This window comes from Haematomicrobium sanguinis DSM 21259 (assembly GCF_000688395.1).
GTDB classification, from domain to species: Bacteria; Actinomycetota; Actinomycetes; order Actinomycetales; family Micrococcaceae; genus Haematomicrobium; species Haematomicrobium sanguinis.
On the sequence record NZ_JIAG01000007.1, the window covers coordinates 40,043 to 56,929 of the forward strand.

At 61.5% G+C, this 16,887-nt stretch carries 15 protein-coding genes; 6 read left to right on the forward strand and 9 right to left on the reverse strand.

All coding sequences use genetic code 11. The annotated features are described in order from the left end of the window. Positions 1 to 162 precede the first annotated feature (162 nt). The 6 genes from tkt to O148_RS0107575 are packed head-to-tail and all read left to right on the forward strand — an operon-like array spanning position 163 to position 8,494. On the forward strand, positions 163 to 2,322 hold the full coding sequence (tkt, locus tag O148_RS0107550; protein ID WP_084157199.1) for a transketolase: 2,160 nt from the start codon (positions 163 to 165) through the stop codon (positions 2,320 to 2,322). Positions 2,323 to 2,365: 43 nt separating this feature from the next. Next, positions 2,366 to 3,502: a transaldolase gene (gene tal, locus O148_RS0107555; protein WP_026530431.1), complete on the forward strand. Its 1,137-nt coding sequence runs from the start codon at positions 2,366 to 2,368 to the stop codon at positions 3,500 to 3,502. Positions 3,503 to 3,508: 6 nt separating this feature from the next. Continuing rightward, positions 3,509 to 5,140: a hypothetical protein gene (locus O148_RS0107560; RefSeq protein ID WP_026530432.1), complete on the forward strand. Its 1,632-nt coding sequence runs from the start codon at positions 3,509 to 3,511 to the stop codon at positions 5,138 to 5,140. Beyond that, positions 5,137 to 6,672, forward strand: a complete 1,536-nt coding sequence (zwf, locus tag O148_RS0107565) for a glucose-6-phosphate dehydrogenase (protein WP_026530433.1) — start codon at positions 5,137 to 5,139, stop codon at positions 6,670 to 6,672. Before O148_RS0107560 ends, zwf begins: the two co-directional genes overlap by 4 nt. Continuing rightward, the gene (locus O148_RS15465) at positions 6,669 to 7,616 is read left to right on the forward strand and encodes a glucose-6-phosphate dehydrogenase assembly protein OpcA (RefSeq protein ID WP_035745419.1); all 948 of its coding nucleotides are present in this window, start codon (positions 6,669 to 6,671) and stop codon (positions 7,614 to 7,616) included. The genes zwf and O148_RS15465 overlap by 4 nt, the downstream gene beginning before the upstream one ends. A gap of 23 nt (positions 7,617 to 7,639) precedes the next feature. Continuing rightward, the gene (locus O148_RS0107575; RefSeq protein WP_026530434.1) at positions 7,640 to 8,494 is read left to right on the forward strand and encodes a 6-phosphogluconolactonase; all 855 of its coding nucleotides are present in this window, start codon (positions 7,640 to 7,642) and stop codon (positions 8,492 to 8,494) included. 9 nt (positions 8,495 to 8,503) lie between these two features. Here O148_RS0107575 and O148_RS15470 read toward each other — a convergent pair whose 3' ends face one another. The 9 genes from O148_RS15470 to O148_RS0107620 form a co-directional block, all read right to left on the reverse strand. Further along, positions 8,504 to 8,863 (reverse strand): RNA polymerase-binding protein RbpA, encoded by a 360-nt coding sequence (locus O148_RS15470; protein WP_035745421.1) that lies wholly within the window; start codon positions 8,861 to 8,863, stop codon positions 8,504 to 8,506. An 83-nt stretch (positions 8,864 to 8,946) separates the two neighbouring features. After that, positions 8,947 to 9,858 carry a carbohydrate ABC transporter permease gene (locus O148_RS0107585; protein ID WP_026530435.1) on the reverse strand — a complete coding sequence of 304 codons (912 nt, stop codon included), beginning with the start codon at positions 9,856 to 9,858 and terminating at the stop codon, positions 8,947 to 8,949. After that, positions 9,855 to 10,745, reverse strand: coding sequence for a carbohydrate ABC transporter permease (locus O148_RS15475; RefSeq protein ID WP_035745479.1), 891 nt, complete (start codon positions 10,743 to 10,745; stop codon positions 9,855 to 9,857). Before O148_RS15475 ends, O148_RS0107585 begins: the two co-directional genes overlap by 4 nt. A 97-nt stretch (positions 10,746 to 10,842) precedes the next feature. Continuing rightward, the gene (locus tag O148_RS0107595; RefSeq protein WP_026530436.1) at positions 10,843 to 12,201 is read right to left on the reverse strand and encodes an extracellular solute-binding protein; all 1,359 of its coding nucleotides are present in this window, start codon (positions 12,199 to 12,201) and stop codon (positions 10,843 to 10,845) included. Positions 12,202 to 12,521: 320 nt separating this feature from the next. Further along, on the reverse strand, positions 12,522 to 12,788 hold the full coding sequence (gene secG, locus O148_RS0107600; protein WP_026530437.1) for a preprotein translocase subunit SecG: 267 nt from the start codon (positions 12,786 to 12,788) through the stop codon (positions 12,522 to 12,524). 33 nt (positions 12,789 to 12,821) lie between these two features. Then, on the reverse strand, positions 12,822 to 13,637 hold the full coding sequence (tpiA, locus tag O148_RS0107605) for a triose-phosphate isomerase (RefSeq protein ID WP_026530438.1): 816 nt from the start codon (positions 13,635 to 13,637) through the stop codon (positions 12,822 to 12,824). Between the two features lie 48 nt (positions 13,638 to 13,685). After that, on the reverse strand, positions 13,686 to 14,936 hold the full coding sequence (locus O148_RS0107610; RefSeq protein ID WP_026530439.1) for a phosphoglycerate kinase: 1,251 nt from the start codon (positions 14,934 to 14,936) through the stop codon (positions 13,686 to 13,688). An 18-nt stretch (positions 14,937 to 14,954) separates the two neighbouring features. After that, complete coding sequence (gap, locus tag O148_RS0107615; RefSeq protein WP_026530440.1) at positions 14,955 to 15,962, reverse strand: type I glyceraldehyde-3-phosphate dehydrogenase; 1,008 nt, start codon at positions 15,960 to 15,962, stop codon at positions 14,955 to 14,957. Between the two features lie 242 nt (positions 15,963 to 16,204). Further along, the gene (locus O148_RS0107620) at positions 16,205 to 16,843 is read right to left on the reverse strand and encodes a superoxide dismutase (RefSeq protein WP_205618175.1); all 639 of its coding nucleotides are present in this window, start codon (positions 16,841 to 16,843) and stop codon (positions 16,205 to 16,207) included. Between the last annotated feature and the right edge of the window lie 44 nt (positions 16,844 to 16,887).

A 16,887-nucleotide genomic window follows, 5' to 3' on the forward strand; every position in this document is an offset into this window, starting at 1 on the left:
AGCCGTGGTTTTAGGTGAATATCCGCCCGATCATACGAGGACACAAGTAGTGCTCGGGTGCCCGCAATCGGGATAAGGTGGAGGTACCAACGCGTGCATCGTAGCCAGCGCTGAGAAGCCTGGGCGATGTGACCTGAAATCGCACATTGAGGGTGCGATCGGATGGCTGACACGCACAGACAACATGAGAGGGGCTCACCAGTGCCAACAACAGACGCCAACAACCTTGAGTGGAACGATCTGGACAAGAAGGCAGTAGACACCATCCGTGTCCTCGCCGCAGATGCGGTCGAGAAGGTCGGCAACGGTCACCCCGGTACTGCAATGAGCCTGGCACCGGCGGCCTACCTGCTCTTTAACAAGATCATGCGCCACGACCCCAGCGACGAGCTCTGGCTCGGCCGCGACCGCTTCATCCTCTCCCCCGGCCACACTTCGCTCACTCTCTACATTCAGCTGTTCCTCTCCGGCTACGGAGTGGAGATGGAAGATCTCGAATCCCTGCGCACGTGGGGTTCTAGGACTCCGGGACACCCCGAATACAAGCACACCCCCGGTGTAGAAATCACGACCGGGCCGCTGGGCCAGGGCTTGGCATCATCGGTCGGTTTCGGGTACGCGCAACGCCGTGTGCGCGGACTGATGGACCCGGACGCGCCACTGGGTGAGAGCCCGTTCGATCACACCATTTGGGTGTTCGCCTCCGATGGAGACCTGCAAGAAGGCGTCACCTCTGAAGCGTCCTCGCTTGCCGGGCACCAAGAGCTTGGCAACCTGGTAGTTCTGTATGACCAAAACCACATTTCGATTGAGGACGACACCGATGTCGCCTTCAGCGAAGACGTGGCCATGCGCTATGAGTCCTACGGCTGGCACGTCCAGCGCGTGGACTGGACCAAGACCGGCGAATACGTTGAGGACATCCAAGAGCTCTACAAGGCGCTCAAGAATGCGCAGAATGAAACCTCTCGGCCCTCCATCGTCATCCTGCGCACCATTATTGGCTGGCCCGCGCCGAACAAGCAGAACACCGGAAAGATTCACGGTTCCGCCCTGGGTGCCGACGAGGTCAAAGCCACCAAGGAAATTCTCGGATTCGATCCGGAGAAGTCCTTCTACATCGACCCCGAGGTCTTGGCGCATGCGCGCAAGGTCAAGGAGCGTGGCCAAGAGTTGCGCAAGGACTGGGATGTGAAGTTCAACGAATGGCGTGAGGCCAACCCGGACCGCGCTGCACTGTTGGATCGGATCGGAAAGTTTGAGCTGCCAGCCGGTTGGGATAAGGCGCTTCCCGAGTTTGAAGCGGGCAAGGACGTGTCCACTCGTGCGGCCAGCGGCAAGGTTATCAACGCGATTGCACCAGAGCTGCCCGAACTCTGGGGCGGCTCAGCCGACCTGGCCGAATCCAACAACACCACCATCGAGGGTGCCGAGTCCTTTATCCCCGTGGACCGGCAGACCAAGGCGTGGAAGGGCGGGCCGTACGGCCGAGTCCTGCACTTCGGTATCCGCGAGCACGCCGCCGCTGCCATCATTAACGGCATTGTGCTGAGCTCGCATACCCGCGCCTTTGTTGGGACGTTCCTGATCTTTAGCGATTACATGCGTCCATCGGTGCGGCTGGCTGCTCTCATGGGCGTTCCGTCCACGTTTATCTGGACGCACGATTCCATTGGCCTCGGCGAAGACGGCCCCACCCACCAACCGGTGGAGCAGCTTGCCTCCCTGCGCGCCATCCCCAACCTGGATGTGGTGCGCCCGGCAGACGCCAATGAGACGTCCTACGCCTGGAAGGGCATCCTGGATAACCACGAGAACCCGGCGGGCCTTGTGCTCACCCGGCAGAACGTGCCAACCTTTGACCGCAATAACGGCGATTTTGCCAGCGCCGAGGGCGTGGTCCGGGGCGGCTACGTACTCCAGGAGGCAAAGCGGGACGGCGAGGTTGTCACCCCGGATGTGATTCTGATCGGTACCGGTTCCGAGGTGCAATTGGCGGTTGCCGCTCGCGAAAGCCTGGCCGCTGAGGGAATCGCGGCCCGTGTGGTTTCCATGCCGAGTGTGGAGTGGTTCAAGCGCCAGGACGAGTCCTACCGCAACGAGGTTCTCCCGGAGGATGTGCACGCCCGCGTCTCGGTGGAAGCCGGAGTCGCGCAGAGCTGGCAAGAATTCGTCGGTAGCGAGGGCCGCACCGTGTCCCTGGAACACTTCGGTGCGTCCGCGGACTACAAGACCCTGTTCAAGGAATTCGGAATTACTCCCGAGGCCGTGGTGAGCGCGGCCAAGGAATCCATTGACGCCGTCAAGAAGCACCAACACTAGTCACCAGCACTAGTCATCACAGAAGTTATTAGAGGAGAAGAGAATGAACGCCAATACCCAAGCACTCTCCGACGCGGGAGTATCCATCTGGTTGGATGACCTCTCCCGGGAGCGGATCGTGTCTGGTTCGCTCAAAGAACTCATCGACACCATGAACGTGGTCGGTGTGACCACCAACCCGAGCATTTTCGCGGCCGCGCTCAAGAACGGCGAGGCCTATGAGTCGCAGGTTCAAGACCTAGCCGCCCAGGGCGCCGACGTCGATCAGGCGGTCTTTGAAATCACCACCGATGATGTTGCCCAGGCATCAGACCTGTTCGCCGACGTCTTCAAGGCAACCGATGGGCTCAACGGCCGTGTCTCGATCGAGGTGTCCCCGAATCTTGCCCGCGACACTCAGGGCACCATCGCTGAGGCAAAACGCCTCGCGGACAAGGTGAATCGACCCAACGCACTCATCAAGATTCCGGCCACCCAGGAGGGACTGGAGGCAATCACCGAAACGATCGCCGCCGGAATCAGCGTGAACGTCACCCTCATCTTCTCGCTCGAGCGTTACCGCGAAGTCATCAATGCGTACATGCTCGGCCTCGAGAAGGCGCGCGAAGCCGGCGAGGACATCTCCAAGCTGGAGTCCGTAGCATCCTTCTTCGTCTCCCGGGTGGACACCGAAGTCGACGCGCAGCTCGATGCAATCAACACCGACCAGGCGATTGCGCTCAAGGGCAAGGCCGGCCTCGCGAATGCGCGCTTGGCCTACCAGGTGTTTGAGCAGGAATTCTCTTCTGAGCGCTGGAAGGACCTGGAAGCGTCCGGCGCTAAGGTGCAACGCCCGCTGTGGGCATCCACCGGGGTCAAGGATCCGAGCCTCCCGGATACGCTCTACGTCACTGAACTGGTCGCTCCGAACACCGTGAACACCATGCCGGAAAAGACGCTGATGGCCGTGGCCGATCACGGTGAGATCAAGGGCAACACCATTGCCGGAACCTATGAAGAGTCTCAGGTCCTCATCAATGAGCTGACCGAACTCGGCATTTCCTACAATGACGTGGTCGCCAAGCTCGAGGATGAGGGCATCAAGAAGTTTGACGTCTCCTGGACCGAGCTGCTGGAGACCGTGCAAACCGCACTGGATCAGGCCGCCCAGAAGTCCGCGTCCGCAAGCAAGGAGGCTTAAATCCTCATGAGCACAATTGCTTACGAAGCCCAGGGCGCACCACGCGCCGCCGCCGAGGCGCACGTCCCACAGTTGGTCAGCGACAAATTCGCCAGCCGCCTGTTCGACAAGGATGCCACCTTGTGGGGTACGGATGCCGAACCGGAGGCGTCCATCCGCCTCGGCTGGGTAGATCTGGCCGAAACCTCCCGTCCGCTTGTCCCCGAAATCTTGAAGCTGCGCGATGAGTTCGCCGCCGAAGGCGTGAACCGTTTTGTGCTGGCGGGAATGGGCGGTTCCTCGCTCGCCCCCGAGGTCATCACCAAAACCGCCGGCGTCGAGTTGCATGTATTGGACTCCACCGACCCGGATCAGGTCCGCGAGGTACTGGACACCAAGTTGGAGGCCACCGCGATCGTGGTGTCCTCCAAGTCCGGGTCCACCGTGGAAACAGATTCGCAGCGCCGGGCTTTTGAGCAGGCGTTTACCGACGCCGGCATCGACGCTAAGTCCCGCATAGTGGTGGTCACCGATCCCGGTTCCCCGCTGGATAAGTCCGCCCGCGAGGCCGGTTACCGCGCCGTCTTCAATGCGGACCCCAACGTGGGCGGCCGCTACTCCGCGCTGACAGCGTTCGGCCTGGTTCCCTCCGGGCTGGCAGGGGTTGACATCGCCACCTTGCTCGACGAGGCCGAGGAAGCTCAAGAGAGCCTGCGCGAGGATGACGCGAACAATCCCGGCCTGGCGCTCGGTTCCGCTCTTGGCGGCACCAATCCGCTGCGCAACAAAATTGTCTTCGTCGATGAAAACTCCGGGCTCGTGGATTTCGCGGATTGGGCCGAGCAGCTCATCGCCGAATCCACCGGCAAGCAGGGCACCGGTGTGCTCCCGGTGGTCGCCTCCGCGGGTGCACCCGAGACTCGCCGCCAAGCCGATGACGTGCTCATTGTCCGCTTAGAAAACCCGGACTCGGAACTCACCGCGGGCGAGAATGAAGTCGCGGTCGCCGGCAGTCTCGGCGCCCAAATGCTGTTGTGGGAGGTTGCCACGGCCGTTGCCGGCGCCCTGCTGGGCATCAACCCCTTCGACCAGCCGGACGTCGAGGCGGCGAAGGTGGCCGCACGCGGTTTGCTGGAGAACAAGCCGGAAGCCACGCAGGCCAACTTTGTTGACGGCGCGGTTGAAGTGAGGGCCGACGGCGAGTGGCTGGGTAAGGCGAATACTCTCACCGAGGCCTTGGGTGCTTTGCTGAAGCAAGTGCCTTCCGACGGGTACGTGAGCGTTCAGGCGTATTTGAATCGCCTGACCGACGAGGCGCTGGTTGCCTTGCGCGATCAATTCGCCGAGTTGACCGGGCGTCCGGTCACCTTTGGCTGGGGCCCGCGTTTCCTGCACTCCACCGGCCAGTTCCACAAGGGCGGCCCGGCCATCGGCGTGTACCTTCAGATCACCGGCGTCCCCGAAAAAGACCTGGATATTCCGGGTCTGCCCTTCACCTTTGGCGAGCTCATTCAGGCGCAGGCGCAAGGCGATGCGAATGTCCTGTCAGAGCACGGTCGTCCCGTGCTGCGGCTGAACTTCACCAATCGCGGTCAGGGCATTGCCCAGTTGCTGGAGGCGGTGGCGTCCTTGGAGGCCGCCGGCGACGGGCGCGCATGAGCCCGAGTAGTACCGCAAACCCGCTGCGGGATGGCCGCGACCGTCGGCTGACCCGCATTGCGGGGCCGAGCGCCCTGGTGTTGTTTGGCGTTACCGGAGATCTAGCCCAAAAGAAGTTGCTCCCGGCCATTTATGATTTGGCAAATCGCGGACTCTTGCCACCCAGCTTCTCGCTGGTCGGTTTCGGGCGCCGCGACTGGACGCATGAGCAGTTCGCCGATGTGGTTGAAGAGTCGGTTCGCGACCACTCACGGACAAGCTTCAACCCGGACGTCTGGAATCAGCTCAAGGCGGGCATCCGCTTTGTGCAGGGCGGTTTTGACGACGGTGCTGCCTTTGACACGCTCCGCGACACGTTGGCCGAACTCGAAAAAACCCGAGGGACGCGCGGCAACCATGCGTTCTATCTCTCCATCCCGCCAAAGTCCTTTGAAGCCGTCTGCCAGCAACTCTCCGAGCATGGCCTGGCTCAGGGCGAGGACGGGAAGTGGCGCCGGGTGGTCATTGAGAAACCCTTTGGCCATGATTTGGAGTCGGCCCGGGAGCTCAACGCGATCGTCGAGTCGGTGTTCCCTCCAGACGCCGTGTTCCGCATTGACCACTACTTGGGCAAGGAAACCGTGCAAAACATTTTGGCTCTGCGCTTTGCCAACCAAATGTTTGAGCCCTTGTGGAACGCCCGCTATGTTGACCACGTGCAAATCACCATGGCCGAGGACATCGGCATTGGTTCGCGCGCCGGATATTACGACGGCGTGGGCGCTGCCCGCGACGTCATCCAAAACCACCTGCTGCAGCTCCTCGCCCTGACCGCGATGGAAGAGCCGATTTCTTTTGACGCGAAGGATTTGCGCGCGGAGAAGGAAAAGGTGCTCGCCGCTGTCACGCTGCCGGAGGACCTAGGGGCGCATTCCGCGCGCGGCCAATACGCGGCCGGGTGGCAAGGCGGCGAATACGTGAACGGCTTCTTGGACGAAGAGGGCATCCCCGAGGATTCCGCTACCGAAACCTTCGCCGCAATCCGGGTGGACATCAATACCCGCCGCTGGAGCGGCGTACCGTTTTATTTGCGGGCCGGAAAGCGCTTAGGCAGGCGCGTCACGGAAATTGCCGTGGTGTTTAAGCGCGCGCCCAACTTGCTCTTTACGGAAGGTGAGAGCGAAGAATTCGGTCAGAACGCCGTCGTAATTCGCGTCCAACCCGACGAGGGCGCCACGCTCCGCTTTGGTTCCAAGGTGCCCGGCACTCAGATGGAAGTGCGCGACGTATCAATGGACTTCGGCTACGGACACTCCTTCACCGAATCCAGCCCGGAGGCCTATGAACGGCTGATCCTGGACGTGCTGCTGGGCGAACCGCCGCTCTTCCCACGCCAAGCCGAGGTGGAACTGTCCTGGAAAATCCTGGACCCCTTTGAAAAATATTGGGCCGATTCCGGAACTCAACCCGAGTCCTATGCGCCAGGAAGCTGGGGGCCAGAACAAGCCGCCGAACTCCTGGAACGCGACCAGCGCACCTGGAGACGACCATGATTGTTGACCTGCCGAACACCACCACCTCGAAGATCTCCAAGAAGCTCATGCAGTTGCGCGAGCAGGGCGGCGTGATAGCGCTCGGCCGAGTGCTCACGCTCGTGGTGATGACCTCGGAAGGCACCGAGGAAGAGGCCATCGAGGCGGCGAATAAGGCAAGCCGGGAGCACCCGTGCCGCATTATCGTGCTATCCAAGGCGGACCCGGGCGGCGAGGACCGTCTGGATGCGGAAATCCGGGTTGGCGGCGACGCCGGTGCCTCCGAGGTGATTGTGCTGCATGGGTCCGGGAAGCTTGCTGTGGACAATGAGTCCCTGGTGTCCGCGCTGCTTTTGCCGGACGCGCCCATTGTCGCGTGGTGGCCGCACTTGGCGCCGGAGGACCCGGCGGACTCGCCGATCGGCCGCATTGCGCACCGACGCATCACCGATTCGGCCAATGAGCCGGATCCGCAATCCGCACTGGAGCGCATGAGCAAGAATTATGCGGACGGCGACACCGACCTCGCGTGGACGCGATTGACAAATTGGCGCATCCAGTTGGCCGCCGTTTTTGATCAACTCGGAGCCGGGGAGGTCACCGCCATCGAGGTGGAGGGCGCTTCCGATTCGCCGAGCACCGTGCTCTTGGCGGCGTGGCTGAGCCAACGTCTGGGCGCTCCAACCACCATGGTCAAGGACGCCGCCGGGACCGGGCTCCGACGTGTGAGCGTGCACCGCGCGGAGGGCGATGTGGAGTTGAACCGGCCGCAGGTTTCGGTGGCGAGCCTCACCCAGCCCGGACAGCCGCCGCAGCATATCGCGCTGCCGAGGCGGACCCTGGATGACTGTTTGGCCGAAGAATTACGTAGGCTAGATGCTGACGAGGTGTTCGGAGACGTCATCACCACGGCGTTGCCCGAGCTCTTGTCGCGAGAAGGCGCCACCGCGCGCACCACCGATTAGCGCCTCCTACAAGAAAGGCAGCAATGAGTTCCAAGACCTACATCAACCTGCACCCCGGTTTCGACGTGCTGGCGGCAACCACCGCGGCACGGCTGATCACCCGCCTGGTGGACGTGCAAAATGTCCGCGGCGAGGCGACCGTTGTTCTCACCGGTGGAACCTTGGGTCAGGCAGTCTTGGAAGCGGTCGCGGCATCGAAGGCGCGGGACGCGGTGAATTGGCGTCGAGTGAACTTCTGGTGGGGCGATGAGCGCTTTGTGCCCAAGGACTCCCCCGAACGCAATGCTCGGCAGGCGTGGGACGCGTTGCTCTCCCACATCGATGTGGATCCCTCTCGTGTTCACGAGTTTGGCGCGAGTGACGAGTTCGACTCGCTGGAAGCGGCGGCACAGGCGTATGCCGACGAGCTGGCCCGTGCGGCGGCGAGCGAGCGGCGCTACACCGAAGAAACGAATGTGGAACGCATGCCGGAAGTCGCCGCCGTGTCCAGCGCCGCGCAACCCAATATCGACGAACGCCTTCCCATTTTTGACGTCCTGCTGCTTGGCATGGGCCCTGACGCGCACGTAGCCTCCCTTTTTCCCGAGCTCGCCGGGATCCGCGAAAAGGACAAGACCGTCATCTATGAGTATGACGCGCCAAAGCCCCCGCCAGAGCGCCTGAGCCTGACACTCCCCGCAATCAACACCGCCCACCAGATTTGGATTTGTGTGGCCGGGACCGACAAGGCCGGTGCGGTGGGGCTCGCCCTCGCCGGGGCCGGGCCCGTCCAAGTGCCAGCCGCGGGCGTCAAGGCCGTGGACCGCACCTTCTGGCTGATCGATCAGGACGCGGCGGCTAAGGTGCCGCGGAACTTGATCTACACCCAGGACAATTAGCGGCGCCCGTTAGTTCTCCCGGCGCGAGCGTTTCAGTGCGTCGGCGAGGATTTGCTCGGCATCCTCCGCGTTGCGGCGCTCTTTGGCGTACTCGAGCGGCGTTTTGTACGGCTCTTCGGCGTCGACGGTGACCAGCGCGCCCTCCCGCCCGGCCATCTGGTGGCACGTGGAGCAATCCCAGCTTGGCGGAACCTCGGTGTCCTCCAGCGGGGCGAAACGCACGGTCGTGGAGTGCCCGCCGGGACAGACGTACGTGATCACGGTCCCGATGAGCGCGTCAGTATCGCGCCCATTATCGACTTGCCAGCTTTCGGCGGTCAGCGGGTCCGCGCCGACGCGGCTCCCCCGCACTGCCCCATTTGCGTTCACTTGGCACTCCTTGGGCTAGACGGTCTCCTTATCACCATCCTAATTCTGCGCCGCTCGCGCCGAAAGGGATCGCTGGGTGTTAACTACCCTTTGAGCCCTCCGGCACCGACAAACCCGGCCCCGAGCCGCCTGCCCATGAGCAAGTACAAGACCACCACAGGCAGCGAATACAGGATCGAGAACGCGGCCAGTTGCCCGTAGGCGACCTGCCCGTACTGCGAGGAAAAGGTATATAGGCTCACCGCGGCCGGTAACTTGTCCGGGGACAGCAACAGCATGAAGGGGACAAAGAAGTTTCCCCACATCCCCACAAAAGTGAAAATCGTGACGACCGCGGTCCCCGGCCGCATGAGCGGTAGCACAATCGACCACAGTGTCTGCATGGTGGAGGCGCCTTCTGTCCAGGCGCTTTCCTCGATTTCTTTCGGCACCGAGTCCATAAATGTTTTCATCAGGAAGATCGCGTACGGCAGGCTCGATGCGGCCAAAAACAGGATTGCCCCGACCATGGAATCGATCAGGTTGACCTGCACAAACATGGCGTACACCGGGATCATGATGGCGGTTATCGGCAACCCGGTCGCAAACACGATGGTGAGCAGGAAACCGCGCTTGGCCCTCGACTGGTAGCGCGAGAGCGGGTAGGCCGCCAGCGCGGCACACACGATGGTCACGAGTGTTGCCCCGCCGCAGAGGACAATCGAGTTCCAGATGGGCCGGAACGTCGTTTCGGTGTTCCAGATGGCCGCATAATTATCGAGGCTGGGCTTTTCCGGCCACTTCACCGCAAGGGTGGCGTTGACGTCCAGCGAGGCAAAAATGACCCACAAGAGCGGGATGCTGAAGGCCGCGGCAATGACCAGAAGTACGACGGCGCTTGCCACGTTCGCGGTTTTCGTCCGGCTCCGATTGGGGTGCTTGGGGGACGAGGCTCGCGCTGCGCGCGAGGAGGTGGAAACGGTGTGGCTGGGTGCGCTTTCGGCGGCGGCACTCATGACTTGTCCTCCTTGGGCAACAGGCGCATGTAGATGAGCGAGGCGATCGCCCCGATGGCGAGCAGCAGTAGCGCGACGGCGGTGCCGTAACCGAGTTGGCCGAAGCTAAACGCTTGCTCGTACATGAACAGCGGCAGGGTTTGGCTTGCGGTTCCCGGGCCGCCGGCGGTCATGATGTAGATCAGTCCGAACACCGAGAGGGTCTGCAAGGTGATGAGCATGAGGTTGGTCAAGATGGATCGCCGGATGAGCGGCACCGTGATGGAGAAGAACCGCCGGAACGCTCCGGCGCCGTCGATTTGCGCCGACTCCCACACATCCGGTGACACTTGGGTTAGCGCCGCACGGTAGACGAGCATGCTAAAGGCGGTGCCGCGCCAAATATTGGCGAAAGCCACCGCCAGGATCGGGAAACTGAAGAGAAGGTCTTGTGAGGGCAAACCCAGCGCATTGGCAATCACGTTGAGGGTGCCTTCCTGGCCCAAGAACGTGGACCAGAGGTAGGCGGCCACAACTTCGGGCAGAATCCAGGCGGCAATGATGATGGCGCTAGTCAGTGCCGTAACAAACTTGTTGGCGCTACGCATCAACAGCGCCAAGATCATCCCGAGGATGTTCTGTCCGATCACCGCGGAAAGGAACGTGAACACGAGGGTGAGCCAGACGGCGTTCCACAACCCGGGTGAGGAAAAGGCTTCCGCGAAATTGGCAAAGCCGACGAATTCGGTGTTGCTAGAACCCTCGCCGCGTAGGGCCCGGTTGGTGAAGGCCAGGTAGACCGAATAGATAATCGGTCCGGCGAGGAATGCCAGAAGTATCAGGAGTGCGGGTACCAGCGGGAGGAAGCGAAGAACCGTTGTCTTCCTGTGTGGTCGCGGCTGCCGCATTGCTGGGGCGCCGCTCCCGCCTGGACGCTCAGCGGTTGTGACCTCGCGAATCCGGATCGATTCGGACGCCGCCTCGCGGGATTCTGAGCCGCTCATCTTAGCCCTCCTTGACCGTGTTGTTCGCGCCGACGATGTCGGTGACCGTGGCGTCGTAGGCCGCGGCGGCCGCATCGACGGATCCGCCGATCATGACCTGCTCCATGGCCGATTGAATGGCCGCGGAAATCTGCGGATACGGGGCGAGAGCCGGACGGTACGTGGCGAAGTCCATGAGGGAGGTGAAAAACCCGACCGTCGGCGAATAACTTTGGTACTCCTGACTTTCGGCCACGTCCCGTCGGATGGTGATGTTGTTGTCCGTGGTCGCGAAGAACGTGGAGTTCTCGGTGTTGCACAGCAGTTGGAGGAACTCCCAGGCGAGGTCCGGGTTTCGCGAGAGGCGCGGCATGGCCCAGGACCACCCGCCGGCGAGAGTGACGGCACCGGGGTCTTGGCCCTGCTGGGTCGGCATCTTTGTCAGGCCCATCACCTCGGACCACTCGGGCCAGGCCCCCGCGGCGCCTTCCGCCCAGTTGCTGCTGATCCAGCTGCCGTCAAGGTTAATAGCGAGCGTGGATTGCGGGAGCCAGTTGGTATAGATGGTTTCGGTCAGGTTGGGGTCCATCGCGTTTTGCAGGGGCGGAGCGAGCTTTTCGTCAAACACGGTCTTAATAAAGCTGAGCGAATCGCGGAAGCCTTGGGAACCGACCACCCACTGCTGGCTGGTGTCGGTGAACAGGGTGGAACGTGTGCCATACAGCAGCATTTCAAAGCCCTGCATGCTGGCTTTTTCCCCTTGCGCTTTGCCGGAGAAGATGTTGAACGGGATGACGTCCGGAAGGGCGCTTTTGATGGTCCGCGCGGTTTGCAGGATGTCATCCCAGGACGACGGGTTCCATTCGCGCGCCAGCCCGGCTTGCTCAAAGAGGTCTTGGTTGTGCCAGAGTGCACGGGTGTCGGTGCTGGTAGGGATGGCGTACGGAATGCCGTCGGCCGAGACCGCGTCCTTCGATGCCGGGTAAATGTCTTGCCACGGCTGCCACATGGCGAGGTAGTCCTGCAAGGGGCGCAAATACCCGGCGGCGACGTCCGACTTCAAAATGAACGTATCCTCATACACCAGGTCGGGCGCTGTGCGCTCCGAGGACATCATGAGTTCGTTTTTGGTGAAGTAGTCGTTTTCGGCGGCGACAAGCGGGATGACTTGGACCGTGATGTCAGGATTCGTTTGCCGAAATTGGTCGATCACGCGGGCGAGGTAGGTCTGCATGACGGTGCCGCTACCCCACTGCTGGTGGCTGACCTTCAGGAGCTTGGACTCGTCTTGCGGCGCGCACCCGCTGAGGGCCGGGATCGTGAATGCGGCACCGGCTGCCAGTGCGCCCAATATGGTCCGACGGCTTACGGGTCGCCGCATGTCCCCCGGTATGCCCATGCCCATCGAAACTGTCCCTTCGGCGCGTGTTGTCCCTGAATCGTCCCCTGTGATCCATACAACACTCTCGATATCGATTGTGCAGAAAATGCACGCTTTAACGGCGTGTCGCGCGCGTGTTCTGCACAGTCGAATTCAGCACCGGCGAATTCAGCGCCAGCAAAATCAGCACTGTCGAAATCAAGTGCGCGCGGGAAAGGGCCTCGGTTCGGGTGACCGTCGCGGCGCGCGCCCTCGTCTATGTAGCGCGACACGCCGAGGAAACGCGTGTTTCCTCGGCGTGTCGCGCTACATAGATGAGGTTAGGAGTCGCCGAATTGGGCGAAGCGCTGGATCAGGCCAAGCGCAATGATCACAAGCCCCCAGGTCAAGCCGATGAAGACCGTGATGCGGTTGAGGTTTGTTTCTGCAACGCCGCTGGCTCCCAGGTTGGAGGTAAAGCCGCCGCCGAACATGTCGGAGACGCCGCCGCCACGGCCCTTGTGCAAAAGAATGAGTCCGGTCAACAAGAAGCTGGTGATTCCAAGAATGACCAAGAGGACAATCTTGACGACATTGAGAATTTCCACGCAGAAGCCTTTCGCGGTTCCGGGCCAGAGTGGCTAACCGGTCACCAGGTGTTGTTCGAACCTGACAATATTAGCAAATTCGGTGGCGTCCAGGCTCGCGCCACCCACCAACACGCCGTCCACGTCGCGCGAACGCATGATCGCGGCAACATTGGCCGCCTTGACGGAACCGCCGTAGAGCAGTCGAACGTCTTTCGCGACCGATTCGTCATAGAGTTTCGCAAGTTCGTCGCGAATGGCCGCGCACATTTCTTGGGCGTCCTCGGGGCCGGCGACTTCACCGGTGCCAATGGCCCACACCGGCTCGTACGCGATCACAAGCGAGCGGGCCTGTTCGGCGGTAATCGGTTCCAGGTCGGCACGCACTTGGTCCAGTGTGTATTGGACATGCTCGCCCGCCTTGCGAACCTCGAGACCTTCGCCAACGCACAAGACCGGGGTGATGTTGTGGCGGTAGGCCGCCTGTAGCTTGCGGGCCAAAAGATCGTCGGTTTCCCCGTTAATGGTGCGGCGCTCCGAGTGGCCGACCAACACAAAGGAGCAGCCGAGCTTCTCAAGGAACTCCCCCGAAATCTCACCGGTGTATGCGCCCGAGTCAAATTCGGAGAGGTCTTGAGCGCCGTACTTGAGATCGAGGTCATCGCCATGCACCAAGGTCTGTACCGAACGCAGATCGGTGAATGGCGGGAAGACGGCTACTTCGACGCGGGAGTAGTCGTGCTTGGCATCGTCCAAGGTCCAGGCCAGTTTTTGTACCAGGGTGATGGCCTGCTGATGGTCCAGGTTCATCTTCCAGTTGCCGGCGATCAGCGGGGTGCGCTCGAATTTGCCGTCGGTCACAATCGTCATGGGTGCCTCACAGGTGTTGAAGTGGTGATGGGAAAGAGTGTCGCGTCGCTAGGAATTCAGGATCGTGACGCCAGGCAGTTCTTTGCCCTCAAGGAATTCCAGGCTTGCTCCGCCCCCGGTGGAGATGTGGGAGAAACCGGACTCCTCAAACCCGAGTGTACGCACCGCGGCAGCGGAGTCGCCACCTCCGACGACGGTGAATGCGCCGTCCTTGGTGGCATCCACGAGTGCTTGCGCGACGGCTCGGGTCCCGGCCGAGAACTGCTCGAATTCGAACACACCCATCGGGCCGTTCCAAAAGACGGTCTTGGCGTCTGTGATCACATTGGCAAACTGTTGAGCGGTTTCCGGTCCAATGTCGAGGCCGATGGCCGCCTCGCCAAAGGTCCCGGACGCGATTTCATCGGCCCCCAGTGTTTCGGCGTCCGCGTCGGCGGCGAATTTGTCGGCAACCACAATGTCGGTGGGTAGGACGATCTTTGCGCCCTCGCCGGATTCGCTGCGGCGCAGGTAATCCTTGACGGTAGCGATCTGGTCTTCTTCCAGGAGGCTTGCGCCAACCCGCAACCCTTGAGCGGCCAGGAAGGTGAACAGCATCCCGCCGCCGATCAGCAGGTAATCGGCGCGATCCAGGAGCGAGTCGATCACGGCGAGTTTGTCGGAAACCTTGGAGCCGCCAAGCACGACCACGTAGGGGCGTTCCGGGTCCTGGGTGAGCTTGTTGAGAACCTGGATTTCGGTGTCGACCAAACCGCCAGCGTAGGCCGGGAGGACGGTTGCGATGTCGTAAACGCTCGCGTGTTTGCGGTGTACAGCGCCGAAGGCGTCATCGACGTATACGCCCTGGTTCCCCGTGAGCGAGGCGAGTTCCTTCGCCAAAGCCAGCCGATCGCCGTCGTTCTTTGAGGTTTCACGCGGATCGAAGCGCACGTTTTCCAGCAGCAGTACCGATCCGCCGGGGAGCGCTTCCGCCTTGGCGCGCGCGTCCTCGCCGGTCAGGTCGGTGGCGAATTCCACCGGGAAGTCGGCCAGTTCGCCAAGCCGTTTTGCGACCGGCGCGAGCGAATACTGGGGGTCGGGTTCGCCCTTGGGTCGGCCCAAGTGCGCCATGACAATGACCTTCGCCCCCGCGCCGACCAACTTTTCCAAGGTCGGCAGCGAGGCGCGAATACGGCCATCATCGGTAATGGTTGCGTCAGCGCCCTCCCCGTCCAGCGGTACGTTCAGATCCGAGCGGACCAACACGTAGCGGTCCTTCATCTCCTCGTGAAGCAGGCTGTCCAGGGTTTTCGCGCTCACGCAACGGCTCCTTAGGTTTTAGAGTTTCGAGGCGACCAGTTCGGTCAGGTCAACGAGGCGGTTAGAGTAACCCCACTCGTTGTCATACCACGCAACTACCTTAACCTGATTTCCAATCACACGGGTAAGTCCGGCATCAAAGATGGAGGAATGCGGGTCTCCGACAATGTCTGAGGACACCAGCGGATCCTCCGAGTACGCGAGGATGCCCTTCCACTTGGGGTCTTCGGCGGCGGCCTTGTAGGCGGCGTTGACAGCTTCCACGGTGGTTTCGCGGGAGACCTCGGCGGTCAGGTCGGTTGCCGAACCGGTGGGTACCGGAACACGCATGGCGAAACCGTCGAGCTTGCCCTTGAGTTCGGGAAGCACCAGGCCGATTGCTTTGGCGGCGCCGGTGGAGGTCGGCACAATGTTGATCGCGGCAGCGCGGGCGCGGCGCGGATCCTTGTGCGGGCCGTCCTGGAGGTTTTGGTCAGCGGTGTAGGCGTGCACCGTGGTCATCAGACCCTTTTCGATGCCAAAGGTATCGTTCAAGACCTGTGCGAGCGGTGCCAAGCAGTTGGTGGTGCAGGACGCGTTGGAAATGATGTTCTGCGTCTCGGGGTCATAGCTCTCATCATTCACACCCATGACCAAGGTGGCGTCCTCATCGGTGGCCGGAGCCGAGATGATGACCTTCTTCGCACCGGCGTCAATGTGCTTTTGCGCATCCGCCGCCTTGGTGAAGAAACCGGTGGACTCAATCACAATGTCAACGCCCAGGTCCTTCCAGGGCAGGTTCGCCGGGTCGCGCTCGGCGAGCACCTTGATCGTCTTGTCTCCGACCTTGAGGTTTCCGTCCTCGACGGACACGTCCTCGCTCAACTTGCCTGCGACACTGTCGAACTTGAGCAAGTTAGCCAGAGTTTCCGGGCTTGTGAGATCGTTGACGGCCACAATATCCAGGTCCGCGCCCTGTTCGAGGGCGGCCCGGAAGAAGTTGCGTCCAATGCGGCCAAAACCGTTAATTCCTACTTTGACGGCCACGAATTACTCTCCTTCAATAGATGCACCCCGCTGTGTGCGGGATACCAGGTTCCTTAAAACACAAAGGCACACTGCCTGTGCATTGCACGGCAATGTGCCTTCGATGAAGTCCATGTTTCACCTTCGTTTCGCGAAGGGACGTGACTTACATTACATCACCCGTTCGCTACTTCTCACAATCACGGCATTGGCGTCGCCGCGAAAGCGAGAGGCAGGCTCGGGTAAGGGATGCGGGAGAGTTCTTAGCCCTCTACCGCGATCAGCTTGTGCGAACCGTTGCGGGCCGCTTCAAAACGCTTGGCGACATCCTCCCAGTTCACAATGTTCCAGAACGCCTTCACATAGTCGGCCTTGACGTTGACGTAGTCCAGGTAGAACGCGTGCTCCCACATGTCGAGCATGAGAAGCGGGGTCACGCCTGCGGCAACGTTGCCCTGTTGGTCATAAAGCTGCTCGATCAAGAGGTTCTCGCCGATGGGATCGAAGGACAGGAATGCCCAACCGGATCCCTGCAGACCGAGCGCCGCTGCGGTGAACTGTGCACGGAAGTTGTCGAAGGAGCCGAACGCGTCATCGATCGCGGCTGCGAGCTCGCCGGTGGGCTTGTCGCCGCCGTCCGGGGACAGGTTATTCCAGAAGATCGAGTGGTTGGTGTGACCGCCGGTGTGGAACGCGAGGTCCTTGGAGAGCTGGTTGATATTTCCGTATTCGCCCTTCTCGCGAGCTTCCGCGAGCTGGGTCATGGCCTTGTTCGCACCGGCCACGTATGCCGCATGGTGCTTGTCGTGGTGAAGCTCCATGATGCGCGCGGAGATGTAAGGCTCCAAAGCCGCATAGTCATAGGGCAGATCGGGAAGGGTGTACTCGGTGAAATTGCTCACGTATTCCTCCAATTTCGATGTGTGCGGCCAGTCTTGTCGTGGCC

What these genes read in the sequence shown, in the direction of transcription:
- tkt (WP_084157199.1), top strand. Translation starts at nt 163, where the DNA reads ATGGCTGACACGCACAGACAACATGAGAGGGGCTCACCAGTGCCAACA.
- tal (WP_026530431.1), top strand. Translation starts at nt 2,366, where the DNA reads ATGAACGCCAATACCCAAGCACTCTCCGACGCGGGAGTATCCATCTGG.
- O148_RS0107560 (WP_026530432.1), top strand. Translation starts at nt 3,509, where the DNA reads ATGAGCACAATTGCTTACGAAGCCCAGGGCGCACCACGCGCCGCCGCC.
- zwf (WP_026530433.1), top strand. Translation starts at nt 5,137, where the DNA reads ATGAGCCCGAGTAGTACCGCAAACCCGCTGCGGGATGGCCGCGACCGT.
- O148_RS15465 (WP_035745419.1), top strand. Translation starts at nt 6,669, where the DNA reads ATGATTGTTGACCTGCCGAACACCACCACCTCGAAGATCTCCAAGAAG.
- O148_RS0107575 (WP_026530434.1), top strand. Translation starts at nt 7,640, where the DNA reads ATGAGTTCCAAGACCTACATCAACCTGCACCCCGGTTTCGACGTGCTG.
- O148_RS0107585 (WP_026530435.1), bottom strand. Translation starts at nt 9,858, where the DNA reads ATGAGTGCCGCCGCCGAAAGCGCACCCAGCCACACCGTTTCCACCTCC.
- O148_RS15475 (WP_035745479.1), bottom strand. Translation starts at nt 10,745, where the DNA reads ATGCGGCAGCCGCGACCACACAGGAAGACAACGGTTCTTCGCTTCCTC.
- O148_RS0107595 (WP_026530436.1), bottom strand. Translation starts at nt 12,201, where the DNA reads ATGCGGCGACCCGTAAGCCGTCGGACCATATTGGGCGCACTGGCAGCC.
- tpiA (WP_026530438.1), bottom strand. Translation starts at nt 13,637, where the DNA reads ATGACGATTGTGACCGACGGCAAATTCGAGCGCACCCCGCTGATCGCC.